Annotated in this window: 26 protein-coding genes; 9 read left to right on the top strand and 17 right to left on the bottom strand. The window is 61.3% G+C overall.

All coding sequences use genetic code 11. The features are described from left to right. Positions 1–45 precede the first annotated feature (45 nt). Together erpA and argC are read right to left on the bottom strand one after the other, a co-directional pair. Positions 46–396 (bottom strand): iron-sulfur cluster insertion protein ErpA, encoded by a 351-nt coding sequence (erpA, locus tag C4J86_RS23860; RefSeq protein WP_003176443.1) that lies wholly within the window; start codon positions 394–396, stop codon positions 46–48. Between the two features lie 165 nt (positions 397–561). Continuing rightward, complete coding sequence (gene argC, locus C4J86_RS23865; protein WP_010206935.1) at positions 562–1,596, bottom strand: N-acetyl-gamma-glutamyl-phosphate reductase; 1,035 nt, start codon at positions 1,594–1,596, stop codon at positions 562–564. Between the two features lie 135 nt (positions 1,597–1,731). Between argC and hemJ the strand changes: the two genes are divergently transcribed. The 6 genes from hemJ (at position 1,732) to coq7 (ending at position 6,145) form a co-directional block, all read left to right on the top strand. Next, entirely contained in the window at positions 1,732–2,160 is a 429-nt protein-coding gene (hemJ, locus tag C4J86_RS23870; protein ID WP_124368536.1) for a protoporphyrinogen oxidase HemJ, read from the top strand. A gap of 23 nt (positions 2,161–2,183) precedes the next feature. Next, the gene (locus C4J86_RS23875) at positions 2,184–3,146 is read left to right on the top strand and encodes a nitronate monooxygenase family protein (protein ID WP_124372029.1); all 963 of its coding nucleotides are present in this window, start codon (positions 2,184–2,186) and stop codon (positions 3,144–3,146) included. A gap of 69 nt (positions 3,147–3,215) precedes the next feature. Beyond that, positions 3,216–4,178, top strand: coding sequence for a DUF805 domain-containing protein (locus tag C4J86_RS23880; protein WP_124368538.1), 963 nt, complete (start codon positions 3,216–3,218; stop codon positions 4,176–4,178). 62 nt (positions 4,179–4,240) lie between these two features. Then, positions 4,241–5,029, top strand: a complete 789-nt coding sequence (locus C4J86_RS23885; protein ID WP_124368539.1) for an SDR family oxidoreductase — start codon at positions 4,241–4,243, stop codon at positions 5,027–5,029. A gap of 45 nt (positions 5,030–5,074) precedes the next feature. Beyond that, positions 5,075–5,413: a histidine triad nucleotide-binding protein gene (locus tag C4J86_RS23890; protein WP_124372030.1), complete on the top strand. Its 339-nt coding sequence runs from the start codon at positions 5,075–5,077 to the stop codon at positions 5,411–5,413. 84 nt (positions 5,414–5,497) lie between these two features. Next, complete coding sequence (coq7, locus tag C4J86_RS23895; protein WP_124364627.1) at positions 5,498–6,145, top strand: 2-polyprenyl-3-methyl-6-methoxy-1,4-benzoquinone monooxygenase; 648 nt, start codon at positions 5,498–5,500, stop codon at positions 6,143–6,145. 141 nt (positions 6,146–6,286) lie between these two features. Here the strand turns inward: coq7 and C4J86_RS23900 are convergent, their stop codons facing one another. After that, positions 6,287–6,709 (bottom strand): OsmC family protein, encoded by a 423-nt coding sequence (locus C4J86_RS23900; protein ID WP_124364628.1) that lies wholly within the window; start codon positions 6,707–6,709, stop codon positions 6,287–6,289. Between the two features lie 246 nt (positions 6,710–6,955). On the opposite strand from C4J86_RS23900, the gene crp reads away from it, so the two are divergent. Continuing rightward, entirely contained in the window at positions 6,956–7,600 is a 645-nt protein-coding gene (crp, locus tag C4J86_RS23905; RefSeq protein ID WP_124364629.1) for a cAMP-activated global transcriptional regulator CRP, read from the top strand. On the opposite strand, the gene C4J86_RS23910 is transcribed toward crp, so the two are convergent. The 4 genes from C4J86_RS23910 to C4J86_RS23925 form a co-directional block, all read right to left on the bottom strand. After that, positions 7,597–8,292 (bottom strand): lipoate--protein ligase family protein, encoded by a 696-nt coding sequence (locus C4J86_RS23910; protein ID WP_124372031.1) that lies wholly within the window; start codon positions 8,290–8,292, stop codon positions 7,597–7,599. The genes crp and C4J86_RS23910 overlap by 4 nt on opposite strands. A 146-nt stretch (positions 8,293–8,438) precedes the next feature. Continuing rightward, positions 8,439–9,275: an indole-3-glycerol phosphate synthase TrpC gene (gene trpC, locus C4J86_RS23915; RefSeq protein WP_124364631.1), complete on the bottom strand. Its 837-nt coding sequence runs from the start codon at positions 9,273–9,275 to the stop codon at positions 8,439–8,441. Next, positions 9,272–10,321, bottom strand: a complete 1,050-nt coding sequence (trpD, locus tag C4J86_RS23920) for an anthranilate phosphoribosyltransferase (protein ID WP_057723690.1) — start codon at positions 10,319–10,321, stop codon at positions 9,272–9,274. The genes trpC and trpD overlap by 4 nt, the downstream gene beginning before the upstream one ends. A 9-nt stretch (positions 10,322–10,330) precedes the next feature. Further along, the gene (locus C4J86_RS23925) at positions 10,331–10,924 is read right to left on the bottom strand and encodes an aminodeoxychorismate/anthranilate synthase component II (protein ID WP_124364632.1); all 594 of its coding nucleotides are present in this window, start codon (positions 10,922–10,924) and stop codon (positions 10,331–10,333) included. 424 nt (positions 10,925–11,348) lie between these two features. On the opposite strand from C4J86_RS23925, the gene estP reads away from it, so the two are divergent. Continuing rightward, complete coding sequence (gene estP / locus C4J86_RS23930; RefSeq protein WP_124372032.1) at positions 11,349–13,271, top strand: esterase EstP; 1,923 nt, start codon at positions 11,349–11,351, stop codon at positions 13,269–13,271. Between the two features lie 130 nt (positions 13,272–13,401). Here the strand turns inward: estP and trpE are convergent, their stop codons facing one another. The 10 genes from trpE to C4J86_RS23980 form a co-directional block, all read right to left on the bottom strand. Beyond that, positions 13,402–14,883: an anthranilate synthase component I gene (gene trpE / locus C4J86_RS23935; RefSeq protein WP_124372033.1), complete on the bottom strand. Its 1,482-nt coding sequence runs from the start codon at positions 14,881–14,883 to the stop codon at positions 13,402–13,404. Positions 14,884–14,951: 68 nt separating this feature from the next. Next, on the bottom strand, positions 14,952–15,770 hold the full coding sequence (locus C4J86_RS23940; RefSeq protein ID WP_124372034.1) for a phosphoglycolate phosphatase: 819 nt from the start codon (positions 15,768–15,770) through the stop codon (positions 14,952–14,954). Beyond that, positions 15,767–16,441, bottom strand: a complete 675-nt coding sequence (gene rpe, locus C4J86_RS23945; protein ID WP_065937054.1) for a ribulose-phosphate 3-epimerase — start codon at positions 16,439–16,441, stop codon at positions 15,767–15,769. The genes C4J86_RS23940 and rpe overlap by 4 nt, the downstream gene beginning before the upstream one ends. Positions 16,442–16,525: 84 nt before the next feature. Then, positions 16,526–17,674 (bottom strand): iron-containing alcohol dehydrogenase, encoded by a 1,149-nt coding sequence (locus tag C4J86_RS23950; protein ID WP_124368546.1) that lies wholly within the window; start codon positions 17,672–17,674, stop codon positions 16,526–16,528. 211 nt (positions 17,675–17,885) lie between these two features. Then, the gene (locus tag C4J86_RS23955) at positions 17,886–18,710 is read right to left on the bottom strand and encodes an ABC transporter permease (protein ID WP_124364637.1); all 825 of its coding nucleotides are present in this window, start codon (positions 18,708–18,710) and stop codon (positions 17,886–17,888) included. Between the two features lie 12 nt (positions 18,711–18,722). Further along, the gene (locus tag C4J86_RS23960; protein WP_124372035.1) at positions 18,723–19,949 is read right to left on the bottom strand and encodes an ABC transporter permease; all 1,227 of its coding nucleotides are present in this window, start codon (positions 19,947–19,949) and stop codon (positions 18,723–18,725) included. A 141-nt stretch (positions 19,950–20,090) separates the two neighbouring features. Continuing rightward, complete coding sequence (locus C4J86_RS23965) at positions 20,091–21,131, bottom strand: ABC transporter substrate-binding protein (protein ID WP_124372036.1); 1,041 nt, start codon at positions 21,129–21,131, stop codon at positions 20,091–20,093. Between the two features lie 43 nt (positions 21,132–21,174). After that, positions 21,175–22,287 (bottom strand): ABC transporter ATP-binding protein, encoded by a 1,113-nt coding sequence (locus C4J86_RS23970; RefSeq protein WP_124372037.1) that lies wholly within the window; start codon positions 22,285–22,287, stop codon positions 21,175–21,177. A 204-nt stretch (positions 22,288–22,491) separates the two neighbouring features. Further along, positions 22,492–23,121: a response regulator transcription factor gene (locus tag C4J86_RS23975; protein WP_124364641.1), complete on the bottom strand. Its 630-nt coding sequence runs from the start codon at positions 23,119–23,121 to the stop codon at positions 22,492–22,494. A gap of 18 nt (positions 23,122–23,139) precedes the next feature. Further along, the gene (locus tag C4J86_RS23980) at positions 23,140–25,134 is read right to left on the bottom strand and encodes a histidine kinase (RefSeq protein ID WP_124372038.1); all 1,995 of its coding nucleotides are present in this window, start codon (positions 25,132–25,134) and stop codon (positions 23,140–23,142) included. Positions 25,135–25,211: 77 nt separating this feature from the next. On the opposite strand from C4J86_RS23980, the gene C4J86_RS23985 reads away from it, so the two are divergent. Further along, positions 25,212–26,186 (top strand): alpha/beta hydrolase family protein, encoded by a 975-nt coding sequence (locus C4J86_RS23985; protein ID WP_124372039.1) that lies wholly within the window; start codon positions 25,212–25,214, stop codon positions 26,184–26,186. Positions 26,187–26,247: the final 61 nt, after the last annotated feature.

Consider the following 26,247-nt stretch of genomic DNA (forward strand, 5'->3'; position numbering starts at 1 on the left):
TCAAAGCCAAGCGGCGTTTTTTATGCGTGCAGATTAGCCTTCCGATCAGATCGAGAACGACGACCCACAACCACAGGTCGTCGTAGCGTTAGGGTTCTTGATCACGAAACGCGACCCCTCGAGCCCTTCCTGGTAATCCACTTCAGCACCCGCCAGGTACTGGAAGCTCATCGGATCAACGACCAGGCTCACGCCCTCGCGCTCAACGATGGTGTCGTCATCGGCCACATCTTCATCGAAGGTAAAACCGTACTGAAACCCTGAACAACCGCCGCCCGTAACGAATACGCGCAGCTTCAAGCGATCATTACCCTCTTCATCGACCAGGCTCTTCACCTTGTGCGCAGCACCGTGGGTGAATTGCAAAGCCGTGGGGGTGAAGGATTCAACGCTCATGCTGATAATCTCCCGGCGTAGCGCCGCCATATGCGTAATGGCCGGTATTATCCGCTTCTCCTAGAAAAGCGGTCAACTATTGTTACGGTATATCAATCTGCGTTGCACCCCGTAAAAATACAAAAGGCCCGACTTACGGGCCTTTTGCGCATCAGGGCGAACGCCTTAAGGCAACATGCCCGCATGGGACAAGCCCAACTTCTCATCCAGACCAAACAGGATGTTCATGTTCTGCACCGCCTGGCCCGATGCGCCCTTGACCAGGTTATCGATCACCGACAACACCACCACCAGGTCGCCATCCTGCGGACGATGCACCGCAATCCGGCACACGTTGGCGCCCCGCACGCTACGGGTTTCCGGATGGCTGCCCGCCGGCATCACATCGACGAACGGTTCGTTGGCATAACGCTTTTCGAACAATGCCTGCAGGTCTACCGAGCGATCGACAACGGTCGCGTACAACGTGGAGTGGATCCCACGGATCATCGGCGTCAGGTGCGGTACGAAGGTCAGGCCCACGTCCTTACCCGCAGCACGGCGCAACCCCTGGCGAATTTCAGGCAGGTGACGATGCCCTTTTACCGCATAGGCTTTCATGCTTTCCGACGTCTCGGAGTACAGCGAGCCCACTGCGGCCCCACGACCAGCACCGCTGACGCCCGACTTGCAGTCCGCGATCAGACGCGAAGCATCCGCCAAGCCGGCCTCCAGCAGCGGCAGGAAACCCAGCTGGGTCGCAGTCGGATAGCAACCCGGCACCGCGATCAGGCGGGCTTGCTTGATCTGCTCACGATTGACTTCCGGCAAGCCGTACACCGCCTCCTCCAGTAACTCTGGCGCGCCGTGGGGCTGGCCGTACCACTTGGCCCACTCATCGGCATCTTGCAGGCGGAAGTCCGCCGACAGATCGATAACCTTGGTGCCCGCCGCCAACAGCTCGCCGGCCAGCGCGTGCGCAACACCGTGAGGCGTGGCGAAGAACACCACATCGCAGGCGCCCAACGTCTTGATGTCCGGCACGCTGAAGGCCAGGCCGTCGTAGTGGCCTCGCAGGTTCGGGTACATATCGGCCACGGCCAGGCCAGCCTCGGAGCGTGAAGTGATGACCACCACCTCAGCCTGCGGATGCTGAGCCAACAGACGCAGCAATTCGACACCGGTGTAACCCGTGCCGCCGACGATACCGACCTTGACCATAAACCTGCCCTCAACGAACCCACTGGAAAGCCGTCGATAATAGGGGCCGTATCGCCCTGCGACAACCGCCAACGTGACGTACGGGCGCATGAGCTACTACTATCTTCGCTACCGTGAACCTGGGAATTACTAAAAATGCTCTATCTATGGGTCAAAGCCTTCCATATCGTCAGCATCGTCTGCTGGTTTGCCGGGCTGTTCTACCTGCCACGCCTGTTTGTCTACCACGCCCAAAGTGAAGACACCGTCAGCAAGGAGCGCTTCAGCGTCATGGAGCGCAAGCTGTACCGGGGCATCATGGGCCCGGCGATGGTTGCCACGCTGGTCTTCGGCATCTGGTTGCTGGTGCTCAACCCCGGTATCTTCCAATCGGGCGCGTGGATCCACGCCAAACTCACCCTGGTCGTCCTGCTGATCGGCTACCACCACATGTGTGGCGCGCAGGTAAAACGCTTCGCCCGTGGCGAAAACACCCGCAGCCATGTCTTTTATCGCTGGTTCAATGAAGTGCCCGTTCTGATATTGCTGGCGGTCGTAATTCTGGTCGTGGTCAAACCGTTTTAACGTCATTACCCGGGGAATCTCCAATGTCGCTGCCCGCCCTGCTTGAACAACGTCTGCGCCTGCCTGTGGTGGCTGCGCCGATGTTCCTGATTTCCAACCCGCAACTGGTGCTGGCCTGCTGCCGCAACGGGGTCGTCGGCAGTTTCCCGGCACTCAATCAACGCGAAAGCAGCGGCTTCAGGGCCTGGCTGGAGGAAATCGAAGCCGGCCTGGCGCTGTTGGATAACCCGGCGCCCTATGCCGTCAACCTGATCGTGCACAACAGTAACCCACGACTGGCGGCCGACCTGGCGATCTGCGTCGAGCACAAAGTACCCATCGTTATCACCAGCCTCGGTGCGGTGAAGGAACTGGTCGATGCCGTGCACAGCTACGGCGGCCTGGTGTTTCATGACGTAACTACTCGTCGCCATGCCGAAAAAGCCGCTGAAGCGGGCGTCGACGGCTTGATCGCGGTCGCCGCCGGCGCAGGGGGGCACGCCGGCACCTGGAGCCCGTTTGCGCTGGTTGCCGAGATACGCCAGTTCTTCGACAAAACCTTGTTGCTGGCCGGCTGTCTCAACCATGGTCGGGAGATTCTCGCCGCCCAGGTGCTCGGCGCAGACCTGGCGTATCTCGGCACGCGCTTTATCGGTACCACCGAAAGCCATGCCCCGGATGCGTATAAAGAGATGCTGCTCACAGCGCGCGCCGCCGACATCGTGCACACTCCGGCTGTTTCCGGCGTACCTGCAAGCTTTATGCGCCAGAGCCTGGAAAACGCCGGTTTTGATCTCGCTGCCCTTCAAGGCAAAGGCGAGGTCAACCTCGGTTCCAAGCTCAAACCGTTGAGCGATGAGGCCAAAGCATGGAAGACTGTATGGTCTGCCGGCCAAGGCGTCGGTGAGATCAATGATTTGCCGAGCGTGGATGAACTCGTCGCGCGACTGGATGCGCAATACCGCCAGGCACGCGAAAACTCGGCACAATTACGCTGGCCACGTTGAACCAAATACCAGGCCTGCCGATTGGGCAGCCTGCATACCCTCCCCTGATCAAGTGACAAGGATGCCCGCATGAGCGACAGCCGTTTCAAGATTGTGTTCGACGGAGCCTTGCGCCCGGGTGTCGAAAGCACCACCGCCAAACTGAACCTCGCCGAGCTGTTCAAGAGCGATGTCGAAGCGATCGAAAAGCTTTTCACCGGCCGCCCGGTCGCGCTCAAGCGCGATCTGTCCCGCGCCGATGCCGACACCTACCTCACCGCCTTGCAAAACGCCGGGGTCGAGGCACGTATCGAAGCCGAACAACCCGTGGCTTTCAGCCTTGCCGAAACCCACGAAACAGGCGCATCGGCCTCGGACTTCTCGCATACCGCCGCATCGCCTTACGCACCGCCACGCGCTGCGGTCGGTGATAACTTGCCCGAGTACGCCACGCTCAAGGTCTTCACTATCCACGGGCGTATCGGTCGCCTGCGCTATCTCGCCTGGACGCTGGCACTGACCGTCGCGATGCTTGTGGCTGCAGGCATCATCAGCACCGTGGGTTTCGCGGTGGCCACTGCCTCGCCAACGATCGCGATCATTCTCGGCTCGCTGCTGGGCTTTGCACTGTTCGTTGCGCTCGTCGTGGTAAGCGTGCAAATCGGCGTGCAGCGCCTGCACGACCTGGGTTGGTCTGGCTGGCTGTACTTGCTGAACCTGGTGCCGCTGGTGAACAGCGTTTTCCCTCTGCTGCTGCTGGTACTGCCGGGTAACACTGGCGCCAACCAGTACGGTGCGCCCCCACCCCGCAACTCCACAGCGGTTAAAATCCTGGCTTCGTTGTGGCTGGCGTTTATCCCGTTGATGCTCATCGTCGTGGTCACCCTGGGCATGAACGGCTATCTGGACCAACTCGAAGCCAACATGGGCAGCAGCTATGAAAGCAGCTCCCTGAGCACCGATGAAGATGCCGACCAAAGCGTCATCGGTGATGAAGACGCCGCGCAAAGTGCTGACGACGCGGCCGAACCTGTAGACTCTCCAGAACAGTGAAGAAACGCCCGCCGCCTGTGATGCCTCTGTCACAGGCCGGCGGCGTTGCGATGGAGAAAGGCATGACCCGTTACGCTCTGATCACCGGTGCCTCCAGCGGTATCGGCCTGGCTTTGGCCGAAGCCCTGGCCCGACGTGGCCGCAGCTTGATTCTGGTGGCCCGCCAGCGTGATCAGTTGGAAAGCATTGCGATCGAATTGACTCAGCGTTTCGGCGTCGAGGTGCTGTTTCGCGCCTGTGACCTTGGCGAGCCGCTGCGGTTGTCGGGTTTTTTGCTGGAACTCGAAGAAGGTGAGCGGCAGATCGACCTGCTGGTCAACTGCGCCGGTATCGGCACCAGCGGGCCGTTCCTGGCCCAGGACTGGATGACCGAGCAGGACCTGATCGAAGTCAACATCCTCGCCCTGACCCGCATGTGCCATGCGTTGGGCAACGCCATGGCATTGCACGGCGGCGGGCAAATTCTCAACGTGGCCTCGGTCGCCGCCTTCCAGCCAGGCCCGTGGATGAGCAGCTACTACGCAAGCAAAGCCTATGTGCTGCATTTTTCCGAAGGCTTGCGCGAGGAACTGAAGACCTGTGGCATCAAGGTCTCGGTGCTGTGCCCAGGCCCCACGCGCACCGCCTTCTTCGGTACCGCGCAAATGGACACCGCAAAGCTCGACCGCAGCCAACAGTTGATGAGTCCCGAAGAAGTCGCGCTCTATACCGTGCGTGCGCTGGAAAAGAACAAGGCCATTATCATCCCCGGACGGCGCAACCGCTGGCTGGCATTCAGCCCACGTCTGAGCCCGCGCTGGCTGACCCGCAAAATTGCCGGCGCCATCAACAAGGCCTATTGCCCGCGTTGACCGCTTGAGTACACTCACCTTCACTTTCACCCTGGAGAAACAGCTGTGGATACTCTGTTCACCAAGATCATCAACCGGGAAATACCCGCGAACATCATCTATGAAGATGACCATGTCCTGGCTTTCCACGACATCGCCCCACAGGCGCCGGTCCATTTTCTGGTCATCCCGAAAAAGCCCATTCGCACCCTCAATGACCTGACCGAAGACGACAAAGCCCTGGCTGGCCATATCCTGTTCACCGCCCAGCGCCTGGCGGTGGAACTAGGCTGCGAAAAAGGCTTCCGCGTGGTGATGAACTGCAACGAAGACGGCGGGCAGACCGTTTACCACATTCATATGCATGTGCTGGGTCAGCGCCAGATGAACTGGCCACCGGGCTGAGTGCGCAGGGCAAATTGACTCAGCGCAAACGCGCCGTCCTCTCTTGCGGTAAACTGGCCGCCGAGATTCTTCCCGGAGGTCAGCATGACTACCCAACGTCACTACTCGCCGATTGACCGTCTGTTGCTGCAAGCCGACACGGCCATGCGTACGCTGCTGCCGTTCAGCGGCCAACCGTACCGCCCGTCACCCGCCATCGTGCAGCCGGACGCACAGATGAGCGAGACCGAGACCCGCCATGTAGCTGGCCTGATGCGCATCAACCACACCGGTGAAGTCTGTGCCCAGGCGTTGTACCAGGGCCAGGCCCTGACCGCCAAGTTACCGCAGGTACGTGCAGCGATGGAGCACGCGGCCGAGGAAGAGATCGACCACCTGGCGTGGTGCGAACAACGCATTCGCCAGCTGGGCAGTCATCCCAGTGTGCTGAACCCGCTGTTCTATGGTTTGTCGTTCGGTATCGGCGCCGCTGCCGGCCTGATCAGTGACAAGGTCAGCCTCGGTTTTGTCGCAGCTACCGAACGCCAGGTCTGCAAGCACTTGGACGAACACCTTGAACAATTGCCGGCCGAGGACGAAAAGTCCCGGGCCATTCTCGAGCAGATGCGCATCGATGAAGAACATCACGCTGAAAGCGCACTGGACGCCGGCGGCTTCCGCTTTCCTGCGCCGGTGAGATTCGGCATGAGCATGCTGGCCAAGGTCATGACTAAAAGCACCTACAGAATCTGAAGCATGAAGATCATTCCCACGCTCCGCGTGGGAATGCCACCCAGGACGCCCCGCGTCCCGCTTTCAGCGCAAAATCCGGCACCTGCGCAAGGGTGACGCGGAGCGTCACGAGATGCATTCCCACGCAGAGCGCGGGAACGATCAACCCAACTCGACGATTTCGTAGTCATGGGTAATGGCCACACCGGCCGCGCCCAGCATGATCGACGCCGAGCAGTACTTCTCTGCCGACAGCTCGATGGCACGCTTGACCTGCGCTTCCTTCAGCGCGCGCCCCTTGACCACAAAATGCATATGGATCTTGGTAAACACCTTGGGATCTTCGGTTGCGCGTTCGGCTTCCAGAAAGGCTTCGCAGCTTTCCACGGCCTGACGGGATTTTTTCAGGATACTGACCACGTCGAAATTGCTGCAACCGCCGACACCCAGCAGCAACATTTCCATCGGGCGTACACCCAGGTTGCGGCCACCGGCTTCCGGCGGGCCGTCCATGACCACCACGTGGCCACTGCCCGATTCTCCGAGGAACATGGCTTCGCCCGCCCATTGGATGCGTGCCTTCATCGCCCAGACTCCACTGCTAAAAAAAGGGTCGCCAGCTTAGCACAGGGCTTCGCAGCGGCAGCGCCCTGCAGGAAAACGATCAATAACAGCGTTTGCCGGTGAAATACGCTAATCGAGTCAGAATGTGTCTGGTAAGCTGGCGCCAAATCAATGGCGCATTGCCATCGTTTGTACAGCGTGTATCAATGCCGGTCGCGCTGATAAAAACAAATCCAACCACATCGTGCAGTTTTTCGGGATACAACCATGGTTGCTCTTACTCCCACACCCAAGATCAAGAACCTCGACAAGCTGCTGATGCATTGCCAACGCCGGCGTCATCCGGCCAAGCACAACATCATCTGCGCGGGCGAGCGCTCCGAAACGCTGTTCTTCATTATCAAGGGCTCGGTCACCATCCTGATCGAGGACGAAGACGGTCGCGAAATGATCATCGCCTACCTCAACACCGGGGATTTCTTCGGCGAGCTGGGGCTGTTCGAGCAGGCCGGCAAGGAGCAACAGCGCAGCGCTTGGGTGCGCACCAAGGTGGAGTGCGAAGTGGCCGAGATCAGCTATACGAAATTTCGCGAACTGGCCCAACATGATCCCGACATTCTGTATGCCCTGAGTGGGCAGATCGCCCAACGTCTGCGGGATACCACGCGCAAGGTCGGCGACCTGGCGTTCTTCGACGTGACCGGGCGTGTCGCTCGCTGCCTGCTGGAGCTGTGCAAGCAGCCAGACGCCATGACCCATCCCGACGGGATGCAGATCAAGGTCACGCGCCAGGAAATCGGGCGCATCGTGGGCTGTTCGCGGGAAATGGTGGGGCGTGTGCTCAAGGACCTGGAAGAGCGCAACCTGGTGCACGTCAAAGGCAAGACAATGGTGGTGTTCGGAACCCGTTAGCCTGGCAGCAAACCTGCCAACATCTGACGGTATAAGGTGTCGAGCCGGCTGAGCACGTCCGGCACCGGAAACACTTCGTGCAGCGCGATATGGCTCTCGGCACGCACCCGCTGTTCCAGGCCACAGGCTTGATTGAACCGATTGACCGCCGCAATCAACTCATCGCGATCGTTATCCAGCAATAAAGCACCGTGTACCAACCCCACTGGGCGACCAGCGCTCTGCCGCCAGCGTTGGGCCGTGCCGACCATTTTCCGGCCGTTGAGATTGACGTTGTAACGACCGTCGCAGAACGCGCCGTCAATTTCGCCAATAGACGCCTCGCCGCCCAATTCAAGCAGCACATCGCAGATCGGCTGGCACAGGCGCTGGTAGCCGGTTTCGATGCGCCCTTGATCCCCCTCACTGCGCGGCGGCGCATAGACCAAGGCGATATTGACCGTGGCGGCCGACTGCGGCACCGGCTCACCGCCGGTTTCGCGCAACAGCACCGGCCAACCGGCCTCTGCCGAGACTCGGCTGGCCGCTTCAAAAGCCGGCAATCGACTCAAACGGCGCGGCATGACCAAGGCTTGATCGTTGGGTTGCCAGAACAACAGCCCGTATTCCCGCTCACCTGCGCAGACGGCGGCCAGCAAGTCCTGCTCGGCGGCAAGGCCTGCTTGCACAGTCATCGAAACCAGCTTAGTCATCTACATTGACCTACCTGAATAAGCACAAGACCAATGTGGGAGGGGGCTTGCTCCCGATGGCGGGGTATCAGTTGTGAATCAGTCAACTGAACCACCGCTATCGGGAGCAAGCCCCCTCCCACATTTTGATCGCGTTTCAAATCGATTCAATCGAGCGTGGAACCGCTGACCACCACACCCCGCTCCGGGAAGAACAGACGCTGCAGTTCCGCCCCTGGGTTCTCGGCGCGCATGAACGTCTCGCCGACCAGGAACGAATACACCTCGCTGATCTCCATCAGCTCCACATCGGCGCGGTTGACGATGCCGCTCTCGGTGATCACCAAGCGGTCACGCGGAATACGCGGCAGCAGGTCGAGGGTGGTTTCCAGGCTGACATCGAAGGTGTGCAGGTTACGGTTGTTGACCCCCACCAGCGGTGTGTCGAGGGTCTTCAGTGCACGCTCCAACTCGTCGCCGTCGTGCACTTCGACCAGTACATCCAGGCCCACGCTCTTGGCTACAGCGGCCAGCTCGGCCATCTTCACGTCATCCAGTGCGGAAACGATCAGCAGCACACAGTCGGCGCCCAGGGCGCGAGCTTCGACGATCTGGTAGGGATCAACCATGAAGTCCTTGCGGATCACCGGCAATGTGCACGCGGCGCGCGCCTGCTGCAGGAACAGATCAGATCCCTGGAAGAAATCAACATCGGTCAGTACGGACAGGCACGTCGCCCCACCCTTTTCATAGCTGACGGCGATTTCCTGTGGCACGAAGTGCTCGCGGATCACACCTTTGCTCGGTGAGGCCTTCTTGATCTCGGCGATCACCGCCGGCTGCTTCTTCTTGGCCTGTTCGAGCAAGGCCCTGGCAAACCCTCGTGGTGCATCAGCAGCTTTTGCCAGGGCTTCCAGCTCGGCCAGGCTCACACGGGCACGGCGCTCGGCGACTTCTTCAGCCTTGCGCGCCAGGATTTTTTCCAGAACGGTCGGAACACTCATGCTTCATTCTCCATCTTGAATACGGCTGTGAATGCTCCGAGTTCTTCAAGTTTCTCGCGAGCCAGACCGGTGTGCAGCGCATCGTGGGCCAAGGCGACACCTTCCTTAAGACTATAGGCATGGTCGGCTGCGTAAAGTGCCGCGCCAGCATTGAGCACAATCATTTCCGCGGCTTTTTGACCGTTTTCGGTCTTGCGTCGCCCCAAGGCATCACGAATCAATTCAAGCGACGCCGCCGGACTTTCCACCGCCAGGCCATGCAGGCTCTGGCTCTTCATGCCCAGATCCTCAGGCTCGACCCAATATTCTGTAACCTGGTCGTTCTTCAACTCCGCCACGAAGGTTGGCGCCGCCAGGCTGAATTCGTCCAGGCCATCTTTGGAATGCACCACCAGCACATGCTTGCTGCCCAGGCGCTGCAGCACTTCGGCCAATGGCCGGCACAACGCCTGGCTGAAGACACCGACGACTTGATGCTTCACACCGGCCGGATTCGTAAGCGGGCCGAGCATATTGAACAGGGTACGCAGGCCGAGGTCCTTGCGCGGGCCGGCCGCGTGTTTCATCGCGCCGTGGTGAGACTGGGCGAACATGAAGCCGATGCCGACGCTGTCGATACAGCGTGCCACCTGTACCGGCGTCAGGTTCAGGTAGATGCCGGCCGCTTCCAGCAGGTCCGCGCTGCCACTTTTGCCGGACACCGCGCGGTTGCCGTGCTTGGCCACGGTGCAACCCGCTGCCGCGACCACGAACGAGGACGCCGTCGATACGTTGAAGATGTTCGCACCGTCGCCGCCGGTGCCGACCACATCGACCACGCCGTCGAGGGTCTTGAGTTCGACCTTGTCCGCCAGTTCACGCATCACCGATACGGCGCCGACGATTTCGTCGATGCTTTCGCTCTTCATGCGCATGGCCATCATAAAGGCGCCGATCTGTGCGTCGGAGCATTGGCCGGTCATGATCTCGCGCATCACATCGCTCATTTCAGCGGTGCTCAGGTCCAGGTGGCCGACGATACGGCCCAGGGCAGTCTTGATATCCATGGAAAGTCCTTAGCGCGTGCCGCCGCTCTGCTTGAGAAAATTGGCGAACAGCTCGTAGCCCTGCTCGGTCAGGATCGATTCAGGGTGAAACTGCACCCCTTCGATATTCAGTGTCTTGTGGCGCAGGCCCATGATCTCGTCGACCGAGCCGTCTTCCAGCTGGGTCCAGGCCGTCAGTTCCAGGCACTCGGGCAGGGTGTCGCGCTTGACCACCAACGAGTGATAACGGGTCACGGTCACGGGCAGGTTCAAGCCGTGGAACACGCCCAGATCCTTGTGGAATACCGGGCTGGTCTTGCCGTGCATCACCTGGCGCGCGCGCACCACGTCGCCGCCAAACGCCTGGCCAATGGACTGATGGCCCAGGCACACGCCAAGAATTGGCAGCTTGCCGGCAAAATACTGAATGGCTTCCAGGGAGATGCCCGCTTCGTTCGGCGTGCACGGGCCAGGCGAAACCACGATACGTTCCGGATTCAGTGCGGCGATCTCGGCGACGGTCAGTTCGTCGTTGCGCACCACCTTGACCTCGGCACCCAGCTCGCCCAGGTACTGCACAACGTTGTAGGTAAAGGAATCGTAGTTATCAATCATCAGCAACATGTGGGTTCAAACCTCTTGAATTCACTGATTTCAAATGACCGCCTTCCAAGCGTGTGGCCCGCTGCCAGACGCACGTTCCGGTTGCCGGGGTGAACGGCAAGGGGCGTCAGACAAAAGTAAAAGAAGGCAAATCGGTACAGATCCGGCCAGGCCGGCAGGGAAAAATGTCAGGCGCGCCAACGCCAACGGGCGTGTGCCTTGACTACTCGCATCAAGAGTTTGCTGATGATCAACACGGGGAGGGTCTCATTCATACGTTCAGGCACAGTAACGTAGCCTCGCCAGCGGTGCAATATGGAGCAGCAAATACGGGCTTATGCTCGTTGGGATGCGCGTAGGAAAATTCGGTTTTGCGCTATAGAAAACGCTCAATACTTTGCTAGTGTTTCGATTCCGACATAAAAATAACTCAATGGAATTTTCCATGCCCAGAGCTCCGTTCTTCGCGCCCCTGGCTGCCGGCCTGCTATCCCTGGCTTGCGCGCAGGCCTATGCGGCACCGTCACCTTACTCAACCATGGTGGTGTTCGGCGACAGCCTGGCTGATGCCGGTCAGTTCCCCGACGGCAGCGCCGGATCGACGTTGCGCTTTACCAACCGCACCGGGCCGACGTTCCAAGCCGATTACGGTCTCGTTTCTTCGACCTTGCTCGGCGCAAAGCTGGGTGTGGCACCAAACGACCTGAACGCCTCCACCTCACCGGTGCGCGCGGCCCAGGGCTTGCCGGACGGCAACAACTGGGCGGTCGGCGGCTACCGTACCGACAATATCCTCGACTCCATTACTTCGGTTTCCAACGCTGCGATCCCCCCCGGCAATGCAGGGGGCGGCACGGTGCTGCGCAGTCGACAGGGTTACCTGCCGGCCAACGGCGGGCTGGCCGATCCGAATGCGCTGTACTTTCTGTCCGGTGGCGGCAATGACTTTCTCCAGGGTCGCGTACTCAGCCCCGCCCAGGCGGTCGCCGCTGGCGGGCGCCTGGCGGATAGTGCCCAGGCCCTGCAACAAGCCGGCGCGCGTTACATCATGGTATGGATGCTGCCCGACCTCGGACTGACGCCGGCCATCAATGGCACCCCGCAGCAGGCAGCAACGTCGGCCCTGAGCACTATTTTCAACCAGTCCCTGGTACAGCGCCTGTCGCAGATCGATGCGCAGGTGATCCCGCTGAACATTCCGTTGTTGTTGAACGAAGCCTTCGCCGATCCGGCCCGCTTCGGCCTCGCCACCGGGCAAAACTTGACCGGTACCTGTTTCAGTGGAAACAGTTGCACCGCCAACCCGGTCTACGGCATCGGCGGCACCAATCCGGACCCGACCAAGCTGATCTACAACGACTCGGTCCACCCCACGGTGGCGGGGCAACAGCTGATTGCCGACTACGCCTATTCCCTCCTCGCGGCGCCCTGGGAGCTGACCCTGCTGCCGGAAATGGCCCAAGGCACATTGCGCGCCCATCAAGATGAGTTGCGCAATCAATGGCAGGCAGATACCGGCCACTGGCAAGCCGTTGGCCAATGGCGAGCGATCGTGGCGGGCGGTGGCCAGCGTCTGGATTTCGATGACCAGAGCAGCTCGGCCAGCGGCGATGGCAGTGGCTATAACCTCAACATCGGTGGCAGCTACCGACTCAACGAGGCCTGGCGCATGGGCGTAGCCGCAGGCCTGTACCGCCAGACACTGGAAGCTGGCGCCAGCGATTCGGACTACAAGCTCAACAGCTACATGGGCACGGCGTTCGCCCAGTATCAGCAGAATCACTGGTGGGCCGACGCCGCCTTGACCGGCGGCAAGCTGGACTTCGACAGCCTCAAGCGCAAGTTCGCCCTGGGCGTCAGCGAGGGGTCGGAAAAGGGTGACACCGATGGCTGGCTGTGGGCCCTGAGCGGTCGCGTGGGTTATGACATCGCCGCGCCGGGCAGTGACTGGCACCTGTCGCCCTTTATCAGCGCCGATTACGCGCGGGTCGAAGTGAACGGCTACTCGGAAAAAGACAGCCGCTCCACCGCCCTGACCTTCGATGACCAGCAGCGCGACTCCAAGCGCCTGGGCGTCGGGCTGCAGGGCAGCTACCGCATCACCCCGCACACCCAGGTGTTTGGCGAAGTGGCCCACGAGCACGAGTTCGAAAATGACACCCAGAAGGTGAATATTTCGCTCAACAGCGTGCAAGGGCTCGACTTCAAATTGGACGGATATACGCCGCGCAGCAATTCGGATCGCTTGAGCCTGGGGGTCAGCCACAAGCTCACGCAGGACCTGGCGTTACGGGCGGCGTACAACGTGAGGAAGGATGACAGTTTGACCCAGCAAGGGGTCAGTGTCGGGGTGAGTCTGGATTTCTAACAGCAGGACAATGAAGGCTTAATGTGGGAGGGGGCTTGCCCCCGATAGCGGTCTGTCAGTCCATGATGTGCTGGCTGACACACTGCTATCGGGGGCAAGCCCCCTCCCACATTTTGATCTACATTTGGCTTCAGCTTTGCGGCGTTTGCTCAGCCAACGCCACCGCACGGAACATCGCCCGGCGCTTGTTCAGGGTTTCTTCCCATTCAAGGGCCGGCACCGAGTCAGCCACGATGCCGCCACCGGCCTGCACATGCAGCTCGCCGTCCTTGATCACTGCCGTGCGGATCGCAATCGCCGTGTCCATGTTGCCGTTCCAGGCGAAATACCCCACGGCGCCGCCGTAGACGCCACGCTTGACCGGCTCCAGTTCGTCGATGATTTCCATCGCGCGAATCTTTGGCGCGCCCGACAAGGTACCGGCCGGCAGAATCGCACGCAGTGCGTCCATCGCAGTCAGGCCGGCCTTCAGCTCACCGGTGACGTTGGACACGATATGCATCACATTGGAATACCGCTCGATGACCATCTTCTCGGTCAACTTCACCGAGCCGATTTCCGAGACCCGCCCGGTGTCATTACGCCCCAGGTCGATCAGCATCAGGTGCTCGGCGATTTCCTTGTCGTCGCTCAACAGGTCTTCTTCCAGCGCCAGATCCGCTTCTTCGGTGGCGCCACGCGGGCGCGTGCCGGCGATCGGGCGCACGGTGATCAGGTTGTCTTCGACGCGCACCAGCACTTCCGGCGAACTGCCCACTACGTGGAAGTCACCGAAATTGAAGAAGTACATATACGGCGTCGGGTTGAAGCAACGCAGCGCTCGATACAGGTCGATCGGCGCGGCCTTGAAGTCGATGGACATCCGTTGCGAGGGCACCACCTGCATGCAGTCACCGGCGAGGATGTATTCCTTGATGGTATCGACTGCCCGCTCGTAGTCCGCCTGGGTAAAGCTGGAGCGAAATACCGGGTCGGCGGCGGGTGGACGGCTGAGGTCCAGGCCACGGCGCGGGGTGATTGGCTGGCGCAGTTTTTCCAGCAGCGCTTCGAGGCTGGCCTGGCCTTGCTCGAAGGCATCCGCCTGGGCAGGGTCGGCCAGCACTATCGCGTGCATCTTGCCGGCAAGGTTGTCGAACACCACCACCGCGTCGGAGACCATCAGCAAGATGTCCGGCACGCCGAGCGGGTCCGGGTTCGGGCATTTACCCAAACGCTGCTCCACGTAGCGCACGCAGTCATAACCGAAATACCCCACCAAACCGCCGTTGAAACGCGGCAGGCCAGGAATGGTCGGCACGTTGTAGCGCGCCTTGAAGGCTTCGACGAAGGCCAGCGGGTCTTCTACGTCATGGCTTTCGATCTCAAGGCCATCATGGGTGATGCTCACATGATGGTCATGCACTCGCAGTACCGTGCGGCACGGCAGGCCGATGATCGAATAACGGCCCCACTTCTCACCGCCCTGTACCGACTCCAGCAGATAAGAGTTCGGCTCGTCGGCCAGTTTCAGGTAGATCGACAGCGGCGTGTCGAAGTCGGCCAGGGTTTCACGGGCCATGGGGATACGGTTATAGCCGGCAGCGGCCAAACGCAGGAATTCTTCGCGGATCATCAGGTGCCTCGTGGTGTGAGGGTCAATCGGTCAGGTAGGCAAACGGGCCGCAGCGCGGCGGGGATCAGTCAGGCGCGCCAACGCCAGCGGGCCAGGGCCTTGATGACTTTCATCCAGAGTTTGCGAGTGACCACCACGATGGCATTTCCAGTAGGGGACGGGTCGATGTCGGGCAACGTTATCTCAGCGCCCGCGCCCAAGCAACCGGGGATTAACAAGCGCAGGTCATCGATGACCAGCGCTGGCGATTCTTCCGCAATCGGCCGGCCATGGTTGTAGCCGTAACTCAGGGCCACGCACTGCACTCCCGCCGCTTTTGCCGCCAAGACATCACTGCGCGAGTCGCCGACGAACAACGATTGGGACGCCGGAATATTCGCCATTTTCATCACAAAGAACAGCGCCGCCGGGTCGGGCTTTTTTTGTGGCAAGGTATCGCCGCCGATGATCCAGCGAAAATACCGGCCGATCTTCATCTGGTCCAACAGCGGAGCGACGAAGCGCTCCGGCTTGTTGGTGATCAGGGCCATTTCCACGCCCTGCTTGCTCAACCACTTGAGGGTGTCACGCACGCCGGGATACACCACCGTCCGTTCGTGGCTGCTTTCATAGGCGGTGTTGAACAATTGCAGGGCCTGTTCGGCTTCCATCTCGTCCACACCGGTGGCGTCGATATGGCCTGCCAGCGCCCGTCGCACCAGCATCGGCGCGCCGTTGCCGACCCATTCACGCACCGCCTCAATCCCCACAGGCTTGCGCCCCAGCTTGAGCAGCATCTGGTCCACCGCCGCCGCAAGGTCAGGCACCGAGTCGATCAAGGTACCGTCCAGATCGAACATCACCAGCCGTGGCAATTTGCCGGGGAACAGCTGCTCAAAGCCGCTCATGGGCGCGCCAGCGCCAGTTCGGCATGCATCTTGGCGATCACTTCCTGGTAATCCGGCGCATTGAAGATCGCCGAGCCGGCCACAAAGGTGTCGGCGCCCGCCGCCGCGATTTCACGGATATTGTTCACATTGACCCCGCCGTCGATTTCCAGACGGATATCCCGGCCCGACGCATCGATCAGCGCCCGCGCTTCGCGCAGTTTGTTCAGGGTGCCGGGGATGAACTTCTGCCCGCCAAAGCCTGGGTTGACGCTCATCAGCAGGACCATGTCGACCTTGTCCATCACGTACTCCAGCACACTCAGCGGCGTGGCCGGGTTGAACACCAGGCCCGCCTTGCAGCCGCCTTCGCGGATCAACTGCAGGGTGCGGTCGACGTGCAGCGTGGCTTCCGGGTGGAAGGTGATGTAGGTCGCGCCGGCGTCGATGAAGTCACCGACGATGCGGTCCACCGGGCTGACCATCAGGTGCGCGTCGATCGGCGCGGTAATCCCGTATTTGCGCAGCGCAGCGCACACCATCGGGCCGATGGTCAGGTTGGGCACGTAGTGGTTGTCCATGACGTCAAAGTGCACGAAGTCGGCACCCGCGGCCAATACCTTGTCCACTTCTTCGCCCAGGCGGGCGAAGTCGGCGGAGAGAATCGATGGAGCAATGACGAAGGGCTGCATGACGCACCTTTTTTGAGCTAAATCACGATGGCGCGCATTGTATACCTCATGCTTTGCCCTGCGCACCGTGACCTAACTCAACGGCTAGTACGCAGCCCGGTAGATTTTCTCGATATCGGCGGCACTGAGCTGGCGCGGATTGTTGCGCATCAGGCGTTCAATACCCGCCGCTTCAGTGGCCATCGCCGGGATAGCCTCCTCCGGCACGCCGAAACTGCGCAGGCCCGACGGAATCTCGACGGCGGCGCACAGTCGCGTCATCGCCTCGACGGCCTGGTCGGCGGCATCATTCACGCTCAACCCGCTGACATTTACCCCCATGGCCTGGGCGATGTCGCGCATCCGCTCGACACAGGCCAGCTTGTTCCAGTGCATCACATAGGGCAGCAACAATGCGTTGCTCACGCCGTGGGCGATGTTGAACCGGCCGCCCAACGGATACGCCAGCGCATGCACCGCGCCGACGCCCGCGTTGCCAAAGGCCATGCCGGCCATCAGGCTGGCGGTGGCCATATCGTCACGGGCCTGCAGGTTGGCCGGGTTGGCATAAACCTTGGGCAAGGCGCCAGCAATCAGCTTGATGGCGCCGATCGCCAGGGCATCGGTGATCGGCGAGGCGTTCAGCGACAGGTAGGATTCAATGGCATGCACCAGCGCGTCGACGCCACTGGCGGCAGTGACGCTGCGTGGGCAGGTCAGGGTCATTTGCGGGCTGATCAGCGCGACATCCGGCAGCAGGTAGTCGCTGACGATGCCTTTTTTCAGCTGGGCGACCTTGTCGGAGAGGATCGCCACATTGGTCACCTCGGAGCCGGTGCCGGCGGTAGTGGGAATCGCGATCAGCGGCGGGCCCTTGCGCGGCACCTGGTCGACGCCGAACAAATCCGCCAGGGCGCCGTGGTAACCGGCGTATGCGGCCACGCTCTTGGCGATGTCGATGGCACTGCCGCCGCCCACGCCGATCAGGCCGTCGTGCCCGCCGTCGCGGTAGGCCTGCATGCAATCTTCGACAATGGCGATTTCCGGGTCGGGCAGCACGCGGTCGAAAATTTCATAAGTCCGCCCGCCCAGATGTTCGAGTGCCAGCGCGACGGTGCCGGACTTGACCAGCGCGGCATCGGTGACAATCAGCGGGTTATCCACATCCAGGCGCGTCAACTCGGCGCCGAGTTGCTCAATGGCGCCAGCGCCGGTCAGCAGTTTGTGGGCGATCTTGAATGAGGAAGTACTCATGTGCGCGGCCTCTTGTCGGTGATGGGCTGGCACAAGAATAGCTGAGACAACTGGGTTGTCTGCCATTCAAGAGCTGAATGGTTATCTGAATGACAAAGAAGCAGTGTGGGAGGGGGCTTGCCCCCGATAGGGTGTATCAGTATCAGAGTTGCTGACTGTCACACTGCCATCGGGGGCAAGCCCCCTCCCACATTTTAATCTGTACCGGGCTTTAGACCTGGGCGGTGCGCAGCTTTTCGCTACGGCCACGCAGCCATTCCAGGGTCAGCAACAGCACCACCGAGAAGCCGATCAGCAGCGTCGCCGCTGCGGCAATGGTGGGGCTGAGGTTTTCACGGATGCCGCTGAACATCTGCCTGGGCAATGTGGCTTGCTCCGGCCCGGCGAGGAACAGCGTCACCACCACCTCATCGAACGAAGTGGCGAAGGCGAACAACGCCCCGGAAATCACCCCCGGCGCGATCAGCGGCAAGGTCACCCGGCGAAACGCGGTCAACGGTGATGCGCCCAGACTGGCCGCCGCCCGTACCAGATTGTGGTTGAAACCCTGCAAGGTCGCCGACACGGTGATGATCACAAACGGCACGCCCAGCACCGCATGCACCACAATCAGCGAGAAGAAGCTGTTGCCCAGGCCCAGCGGGGCGAAGAACAGGTAACTGGCCACGCCAATAATCACCACCGGCACCACCATCGGCGAAATCACCAGGGCCATCACCAAGGCCTTGCCGGGGAAGTTGCCACGGGTCAGGCCAATCGCCGCCAGCGTTCCGAACACCATCGCCAGCACCGTGGCTGCCGGGGCGACGATGATGCTGTTCTTCAGGGCGCGCATCCACTCGGCCGACGCGAAGAAGTCCTGGTACCACTGCAGCGAGAAGCCCTGCAACGGGTACACCAGGAAACTGCCGCTGTTGAACGACAGCGGGATGATCACCAGCACCGGCAGGATCAGGAACAGCAGGATCAGGCCACACAAAATTCGCAGGCTGTAGAACCACAGCCGCTCCACCGGTGACATATAAGGGCTCAGCATCGCAAGGTCTCCTCAGCTCAGGCGCAGGCGACTGGCGCCCACCAGCCGGTTGTAGATCAGGTACAGCAACACCGTCGCCAGCAGCAGCAAGCCGCCCAACGCCGTGGCCATGCCCCAGTTGATGCTGGTGTTGGTGTAGAAGGCCACGAAGTAGCTGACCATCTGGTCGTTCGGGCTGCCCAGCAAGGCCGGGGTGATGTAGTAACCAATCGCCAGGATGAACACCAACAGGCAACCGGCGCCGACGCCGGCGTAGGTTTGCGGGAAGTACACGCGCCAGAAGCTGGCGAACGGGTGGCAGCCCAGGGAAATCGCCGCACGCATGTACGTCGGCGAGATACCTTTCATCACGCTGTAGATCGGCAGAATCATGAACGGCAGCAGGATATGCACCATGGAGATGTACACGCCGGTACGGTTGAACACCAATTCCAGCGGCGCATCGATCAGGCCCAGGCCCATCAGGGCGCTGTTGATCAGGCCGCCGGATTGCAGCAGTACGATCCACGCCGCCACCCGCACCAGGATCGAGGTCCAGAATGGCAGCAGTACCAGGATCATCAGCAGGTTGCTTTTGCGCGCCGGCAGGTTGGCCAACAGGTAAGCCAGGGGATAGGCCAGCAGCAGGCAGATGACCGTGATCACCAGGCCCATCCAGAACGTTCGGGCGAAGATATCCAGGTAGATGGCCTGGTCGGGGGTGGCCGGAGCGATTTCGCCCAAGTCGTCAATACGGTGATCGACGGCCGCCAGCAGATAGTAAGGCGTCAGGCTGCTGGTATTGCGCCGGATCGCCTGCCAGTACGCCGGGTCGCCCCAACGTTCGTCGAGGGTTTCCAGCGCGGCTTTATAAGAGGCCGGCGCTTCGGTAAACGGCAGCGCCCGCGCGGTTTTGGTGAGCAGGCTGCGATAGCCGGCCAGTTCCATGTTCAAGCGTTTGGACAGATCGCCAAGGGTCTGGTTTTTGCGCGCTTGCGCCAGGTCTTCACTGAGCGCCTGGTACACCGGCTCGCCGGGCAAGCCACGGCCATCCCAAGCCGTGACCGCCACCACCGTACGCGGCAAGCCGCCCACCACTTCCGGGTTGCCGACGCTCTTGTAGAGCAACGCAACGATGGGCACCAGGAACACCAGCAGCAAAAACAGCACTAATGGCGCAATCAAGGCCTGGGCTTTCCAGCGATTGAGCCGCTCGGCACGGGCCAGGCGCTGCTTGAGGGTGGGAATGGCGAGGGCCATGGCTGAACTCCGGATCTTGAAAATAAATGCAGATCCCTTGTGGGAGGGGGCTTGCTCCCGATGGCGGCAGATCAGCTATAGATTGGCTGACTGACACTCCGCTATCGGGAGCAAGCCCCCTCCCACAAGAGTTAGGCGGTGTTATTTAGCTGCCCAGGAATTGAAGCGCTGCTCGAGCTGCTCGCCGTTATCGGCCCAGAAGCTCACATCGATCTGCACCTGGTTGGCGATGTTTTCCGGGGTGGTCGGCATGTCCTTGAGCACGTCCTTGGCCAGCAACGGGACGGCCTGGGTGTTGGCCGGGCCGTAGGCGATGTTTTCGGAGTAGGTCTTCTGCTGCTGCGGCTGCACCGAGAAGGCGATGAATTTCTTCGCAGCTTCAGCGCGGTCCTTGTCCAGGCCCTTTGGAATGGCCCAGGCGTCGAAGTCATAGATGCCGCCGTTCCACACCACTTTCAGGTTGCTTTCTTTCTGCACGGCGGCGATGCGGCCGTTATAGGCCGAGCTCATCACCACGTCGCCCGAAGCGAGGTACTGCGGCGGTTGCGCACCGGCCTCCCACCATTGGATCGAGGCTTTGAGTTCGTCGAGTTTCTTGAACGCACGGTCCTGGCCATCTTTGCCGGCCAGCACTTTGTAGACGTCCTTAGGCGCGACGCCGTCGGCCATCAAGGCGAATTCCAGGGTGTACTTGGCGCCTTTGCGCAGGCCACGCTTGCCCGGGAATTTCTTGGTGTCCCAGAAATCCACCCAGCCGGCGGGTGCGGACGCCAGTTTATCGGCGTTATAGGCCAGCACCGTCGACCATACGAAGAAACCTACGCCGCAAGGCTGGATCGCGCCTTTGACGTAGTCCGCCGTGTTGCCGAACAGTTTCGGGTCCAGGGGCTCGAACATGTCTTCGTCGCACCCACGGGAAAGCTCAGGCGACTCCACTTCCACCAGGTCCCAGGACACGCTCTTGGTGTCGACCATGGCTTTGACCTTGGCCATCTCACCGTTGTATTCACCGGCGATGATCTTGCCGTTGCCCGCGCTTTCCCACGGTGCATAGAAGGCCTTGACCTGGGCCGCCTTGTTGGCGCCGCCAAACGATACGACGGTCAGGTCCGGGCCTGCCATGGCCTGTGTCGCGCCCATCAGGCCGATAGCCAGGACGGAAAACTTAAGGGATCTCAACATTGTTGTGCTCTCCACGTGCAGGGTTGGTGAAGCCAGGGGGCGATCAGTTCGCCTCTAGAAGTGGGTCGAGTGCGCGAACGTGCTCGACTTGCCAGCCAATCGGTACTACGTCGCCGACCGCCAGGGCCGGGTCCAGCTCGGCGATCGGTTGTTTCACGAAAAAATCGGTCTTGCCGCAGACTTCCAGGCGCAAACGCACGTGGTCGCCCAGGTAGATGAACTCCGCCACCCGCCCGGAAAAACGGTTGATGCAATTGTCACTGGCCCCATTGAGGCTGACGCGCTCCGGGCGCACCGACAGGGTCACCGGGCCGCCGATCTGGCCGACATTCACCGCCAGCGCCTCCACCTTCTCGCCGCGCGCCAGTTCCACCACGCAGCGCTCGCCGGTGTGGCTGTGCAGACGGCCATTGAGGCGGTTGTTTTCGCCGATGAAATTGGCCACAAAGGTGTTTTTCGGTTCTTCGTAGAGGGTGCGCGGCGCGGCGATCTGCTGGATTTCGCCCTGGTGGAACACCGCCACGCGGTCGGACATGGTCAAGGCTTCGCCCTGGTCGTGGGTCACATACACCACGGTGACGCCGAGGCGCTGGTGCAGGTGCTTGATTTCCATCTGCATGTGTTCGCGCAGCTGCTTGTCGAGGGCGCCGAGGGGTTCGTCCATCAGCACCAGTTGCGGCTCGAACACCAATGCGCGGGCGAGGGCCACCCGCTGTTGCTGGCCCCCGGACAGTTGCGCCGGGTAGCGCTGGGCAAAGGCGTCGAGCTGGACCATGCTCAGCACGCGCTTGACCCGCTCGCTGATGTCAGTCTTGCTCAAGCCACGTACGGATAAGGGAAATGCAAGGTTCTCGGCCACGGTCATGTGCGGGAACAAGGCGTAGTTCTGGAACACCATGCCGATATCGCGCTTGTGCGGCGGCACGTTATTGATCGAGCGGCCAGCCAGCTGGATTTCGCCAGCGGTGGGCGTTTCAAAACCGGCCAGCATCATCAGGCTGGTGGTCTTGCCCGAACCGGACGGCCCGAGCAAGGTGAGGAACTCGCCCTTGCGAATCTCCAGGTTGAGGTCTTTGACGATCAGGTTTTCGCCATCGTAGCTTTTCTGCACGCCACGAAAGCTGACCAGCACATCATTTGAATCCACCTCGCTCATACCCGCACCTTTGTGTTTTGGACTGCTGTGACACAAGCGTAGTCCAGGCGCGAGGCCCCGGAAATCGGGGGCCAGGAGAGAATCGCATCAGCCGGATGGAAGGTTCGGGGTAGGGATCGCCCTACACACATGGCGGGCATGGGACAGTGCAGCGACAAGCCTTCGCTGGGCGGCGCTTGCGCGGTGTCGTTAATGGATACGCCGCTACAGCAGCTTGTGTTCCATGGCGTATTTCACCAGCTCGGCCAGGGAGCTGATATGGAGCTTTTGCATCAAGCGCGCCTTGTGGGTGCTGATGGTTTTGCTGCTCAGGGCCAGTTGCACGGCGATGTCGTTCACGTTGGCGCCCTGGGCCAGGCGTTCGAACACCGAGAACTCGCGCTCCGACAGCAACGAGTGCAAGGGGCGTGAGTCCGTCAGGCCGACTTCGAAAACCATGCGGTCGGCCAGGTCCGGGTCGATATAACGCCCGCCCGCCGCGACCTTGCGAATCGCCATCAGCAACAGCGCCGGGTCGCTGTCCTTGGTGGCATAACCGGCCGCGCCAACCTTGAGAGCACGGGCGGCCATTTGCGCTTCATCGTGCATGGACAGCACCAGGATTGCCGGCGGGTTATTCAGCGCACGAATGCGCGCGATGGCTTCCAGGCCATTCACACCGGGCATGGAGATATCCAGCAACACCACTTCGCAGGGCACATGTCGCAAAGTCTCCAGCAACTGCTCGCCATTGCTCGCTTCGCCCACGACCAGCAGGTCTTTGGCCAGGCCGATCAATTGCTTGATGCCTTCACGAACAATGGTGTGGTCTTCGGCTACCAGTACGCGGATCACGGGAATTTCCTTTTAGTGTCATGCATTCAACGGCACCGTGACACTCAGGGTGGTGCCCTCCCCCAGCTCACTGACCAGGGACAACTGCCCGCCCATGATCAGCACCCGCTCGCGCATGCCGACCAGGCCGAACGATACCGGCCGCCCTTGGGCCTGCACGAAGCCGATACCGTCATCGCTGATGGTCAGCCGCAGGTCCGGGCCGTCCACCTCCAGCGTGAGTTCTACAGTATGCGCCCGGGCATGGCGCATCACATTGGTCAGGGCCTCCTGCAGAATGCGAAACAGGCCGATGGCCTTGGCATCGCTCAGCACCGGCACGTTTTCCGGGACTTTGACCAGGCAGGGAATCAGCGTGCGCGCTTCGAAACGTCGCGCCTGCCATTCGATGGCCGAAGCAATGCCGGCGTCGAGAATCGGCGGGCGCAGCGCGGTTGCCACATCCCGCACCAGTTGGAAGAGTTGGGCGATCAGGCGCTTCATGCTGTTCAAGCGCTCGTTGAGGCCCGGGTCGAGCTGCGCATAGGCCAATTCGCACATCGAGGTTTCCAGCTTGAGCACGGTGAGCATTTGCCCGAGTTCGTCGTGAACCTCGCGGGCGATACGCGCCTTTTCTTCTTCGCGCACCGTTTCCAGGTGGGCTGACAATTCACGCAACTGCGCCTCGCTTTGCAGCAAGGCGGCCACATAGCGGCGGCGCTCGGTGACGTCCGTCAGGTACACCACCAGGTACTCGCCGTCGGCAAAGCGCAGAAAGCTCAAGGACACATCGGCGGGCAGGATGCTGCCGTCAGCACGCAGGCAATCGGTGGCGAAGGTCTGGGCGCCGTCCTCGCTGGCACGCGCGCGCTTCCACAGGTTGAGCCAGCGGTCCATGCTCAAGGCCGGGTCAAGATCGATCAGCGGCCGTTCGATCAACGCGCCAGGGCCATAGCCGAGCATGCTTTCGGCGGCGCGGTTGGCGTACCGCACATGGCTGTCCCAATTGACCCACAGGATGCCGACCGTACTTTGATCGATGGAAAACTGCGTCAGCCGCAAGGCTTCGGCACCGGCGGCACGCGCTGCGCTTTCCTCCCGCGCCGCCAGCAGGGCGTGCTCCAGACTGCGCTGCTGGCGGCGCTGCCAGAGCACTGCCGCGAGGCTGGCGAGCAGCAACAGGCCCAGCAACACGCTGAGGTTTTTCCACAAGCCCATTGATTCGGAAAAACGCGGGTACTGGGGTTGCAGCCAGCGGTTGTGCAACTGGTCGAGGTCGCGGGCGGGTATCGCCCGCAAGGCACTTTGCATGATGCCCGCCAGTTCCGGCCATTCATGCCGCGTGGCCACCCGCAGCAATTGCGGCAAGCCGATATCGCCGACCACCGCCAGCCCGGCAAACTCCGCCTCGCCGGCCAACCGGCTCAGTTGCGCCTCATCCACCACCGCATAGCGCGCCTGCTGGCTCACCAGTAACTGCAGGGCCTGGCGTTCCATGGGCACGCCTTGCAGGTTGAGATTGGGATACGTACTGCGCAGGTAGTCGGCCACCGCGCTGGGCATGCGCACGGCGATGCGCGTGTGTGCGTCGAGTTTTTCCAACTCCACCGCGCCGCCGCCGTCGCGAATGCCGACGATATGCTGAGGCACACGCATATAAGGGTCGCTGAACAACCACAGGCGCAAGCCGGCCGGGGTTTGCTGCAGGCCGGGTGCGATATCCACCTCGCCGTCACGCACGGCAGCTTCCAACTGCTCCAGATCAGGAAAGTTACGCCAGGTCAGCTCGATGCCCAGCGCCTTGGCCAGCCACTGCATCAACTCGACATTGGCCCCGGACAAGCGCTGCAGCCGTCGGTCGTATTGTGCGTAAGGCGCCTGCAGTACCAAGCCCACGCGCAATTGCTGGTGCAGCGCCAGCCATGCGCGCTGCTGCGCATTCAGTTGCGCCTGGGGTGTAGCGGGTGCCGGCGCGGCGTTCGCCATCAAGGCAACCCACAGACAGCCGATAACCAGCAGGAAGCGAAAACCCATGATCCACGTCTCACATCACTGACAAATACTGATCAACCCATTAGGCTGCTGGAATCATTTCTGGCCGGGATTTAACGATGCCACCTCGAAACCGTTCGGCACTGCCAGCATTGTGCCTGTCGCTGCTATTTACCAGCGCCTTTTCTGTCCAGGCCGCCGACGCGCCAGCGCCCGCCGCCGAAACACCCGTCGAGCGCCAGCCCTTGGTCGAGCGCAGCCAGGCAGAAGCCAGCGCCCTCGAACGCCAGGTCGCGCAACAGGAACAACAACAATTGCAGGCCGGCAGCGATACGTTCCTGGCCCTGTGGAAGCCCGCCAACAGCGCCGAACCCCAGGGCGTGGTGATTATCGTGCCAGGCGCCGGCGAAAATGCTGACTGGCCGCAGGCAATCGGCCCGCTGCGCAGTAAGTTGCCGAACGCTGCCTGGGGCACCCTCAGCCTGTCATTGCCGGACGTCAATCTGGACACCCTGCCGCCACGCGTCATCGAACCGCCCAAAGCGGCGGTCGACACCAGCAGCAAAGACGGCAGCACGGTCGCCAAGCCGGTCGAACAGGCCGCCAGCGCAGAAGCCGAAGGCACTGACCCGGCGGTGGTACCGGGCGCGGATGAACAGGACAAAACCGATGCCAAACGCATCTTCGACCGCATCGACGCCGCCGTCGCGTTCGCCCAGACCCAGGGTGCCCGCAGTGTGGTATTGCTCGGTCATGGCACCGGCGCATGGTGGGCTGCGCGTTATCTGAGCGAGAAACAGCCTGCCCAGGTACAGAAACTGGTGATGGTGGCTGGAAAGACACCCGCCGCGCGTCAACCGGACCTGCAGCAATTGGCGCCAGCGTTGAAACTGCCTACGGCGGATGTGTTCTATCAAGACGGCGCCCAGGACGGCAAAAACGCATTGGCCCGTAGCCAGGCGGCCAAACGCGGCAAAAATGAGGGGTACAAGCAGGTGCAGCTCAAGGCCTTGCCCGGCAACGACGCCGCCGAGCAAGAACAGTTGTACCGGCGCGTTCGCGGCTGGCTGAGCCCGCAGGCCGACAAAGGCTGAACACAGTGCTCGCCAATGCCACAAAACCAATGTGGGAGGGGGCTTGCTCTCGATAGCAGTG

It is taken from the genome of Pseudomonas sp. R2-7-07, assembly GCF_003852355.1.
Classification (GTDB): domain Bacteria; phylum Pseudomonadota; class Gammaproteobacteria; order Pseudomonadales; family Pseudomonadaceae; genus Aquipseudomonas.

Bases quoted from the DNA above. Each gene is read 5' to 3' on its own strand.
- erpA (WP_003176443.1), bottom strand. From the start codon at position 396: ATGAGCGTTGAATCCTTCACCCCCACGGCTTTGCAATTCACCCACGGT.
- argC (WP_010206935.1), bottom strand. From the start codon at position 1,596: ATGGTCAAGGTCGGTATCGTCGGCGGCACGGGTTACACCGGTGTCGAA.
- hemJ (WP_124368536.1), top strand. From the start codon at position 1,732: ATGCTCTATCTATGGGTCAAAGCCTTCCATATCGTCAGCATCGTCTGC.
- C4J86_RS23875 (WP_124372029.1), top strand. From the start codon at position 2,184: ATGTCGCTGCCCGCCCTGCTTGAACAACGTCTGCGCCTGCCTGTGGTG.
- C4J86_RS23880 (WP_124368538.1), top strand. From the start codon at position 3,216: ATGAGCGACAGCCGTTTCAAGATTGTGTTCGACGGAGCCTTGCGCCCG.
- C4J86_RS23885 (WP_124368539.1), top strand. From the start codon at position 4,241: ATGACCCGTTACGCTCTGATCACCGGTGCCTCCAGCGGTATCGGCCTG.
- coq7 (WP_124364627.1), top strand. From the start codon at position 5,498: ATGACTACCCAACGTCACTACTCGCCGATTGACCGTCTGTTGCTGCAA.
- C4J86_RS23900 (WP_124364628.1), bottom strand. From the start codon at position 6,709: ATGAAGGCACGCATCCAATGGGCGGGCGAAGCCATGTTCCTCGGAGAA.
- crp (WP_124364629.1), top strand. From the start codon at position 6,956: ATGGTTGCTCTTACTCCCACACCCAAGATCAAGAACCTCGACAAGCTG.
- C4J86_RS23910 (WP_124372031.1), bottom strand. From the start codon at position 8,292: ATGACTAAGCTGGTTTCGATGACTGTGCAAGCAGGCCTTGCCGCCGAG.
- trpC (WP_124364631.1), bottom strand. From the start codon at position 9,275: ATGAGTGTTCCGACCGTTCTGGAAAAAATCCTGGCGCGCAAGGCTGAA.
- trpD (WP_057723690.1), bottom strand. From the start codon at position 10,321: ATGGATATCAAGACTGCCCTGGGCCGTATCGTCGGCCACCTGGACCTG.
- C4J86_RS23925 (WP_124364632.1), bottom strand. From the start codon at position 10,924: ATGTTGCTGATGATTGATAACTACGATTCCTTTACCTACAACGTTGTG.
- estP (WP_124372032.1), top strand. From the start codon at position 11,349: ATGCCCAGAGCTCCGTTCTTCGCGCCCCTGGCTGCCGGCCTGCTATCC.
- trpE (WP_124372033.1), bottom strand. From the start codon at position 14,883: ATGATCCGCGAAGAATTCCTGCGTTTGGCCGCTGCCGGCTATAACCGT.
- C4J86_RS23940 (WP_124372034.1), bottom strand. From the start codon at position 15,770: ATGAGCGGCTTTGAGCAGCTGTTCCCCGGCAAATTGCCACGGCTGGTG.
- rpe (WP_065937054.1), bottom strand. From the start codon at position 16,441: ATGCAGCCCTTCGTCATTGCTCCATCGATTCTCTCCGCCGACTTCGCC.
- C4J86_RS23950 (WP_124368546.1), bottom strand. From the start codon at position 17,674: ATGAGTACTTCCTCATTCAAGATCGCCCACAAACTGCTGACCGGCGCT.
- C4J86_RS23955 (WP_124364637.1), bottom strand. From the start codon at position 18,710: ATGCTGAGCCCTTATATGTCACCGGTGGAGCGGCTGTGGTTCTACAGC.
- C4J86_RS23960 (WP_124372035.1), bottom strand. From the start codon at position 19,949: ATGGCCCTCGCCATTCCCACCCTCAAGCAGCGCCTGGCCCGTGCCGAG.
- C4J86_RS23965 (WP_124372036.1), bottom strand. From the start codon at position 21,131: ATGTTGAGATCCCTTAAGTTTTCCGTCCTGGCTATCGGCCTGATGGGC.
- C4J86_RS23970 (WP_124372037.1), bottom strand. From the start codon at position 22,287: ATGAGCGAGGTGGATTCAAATGATGTGCTGGTCAGCTTTCGTGGCGTG.
- C4J86_RS23980 (WP_124372038.1), bottom strand. From the start codon at position 25,134: ATGGGTTTTCGCTTCCTGCTGGTTATCGGCTGTCTGTGGGTTGCCTTG.
- C4J86_RS23985 (WP_124372039.1), top strand. From the start codon at position 25,212: ATGCCACCTCGAAACCGTTCGGCACTGCCAGCATTGTGCCTGTCGCTG.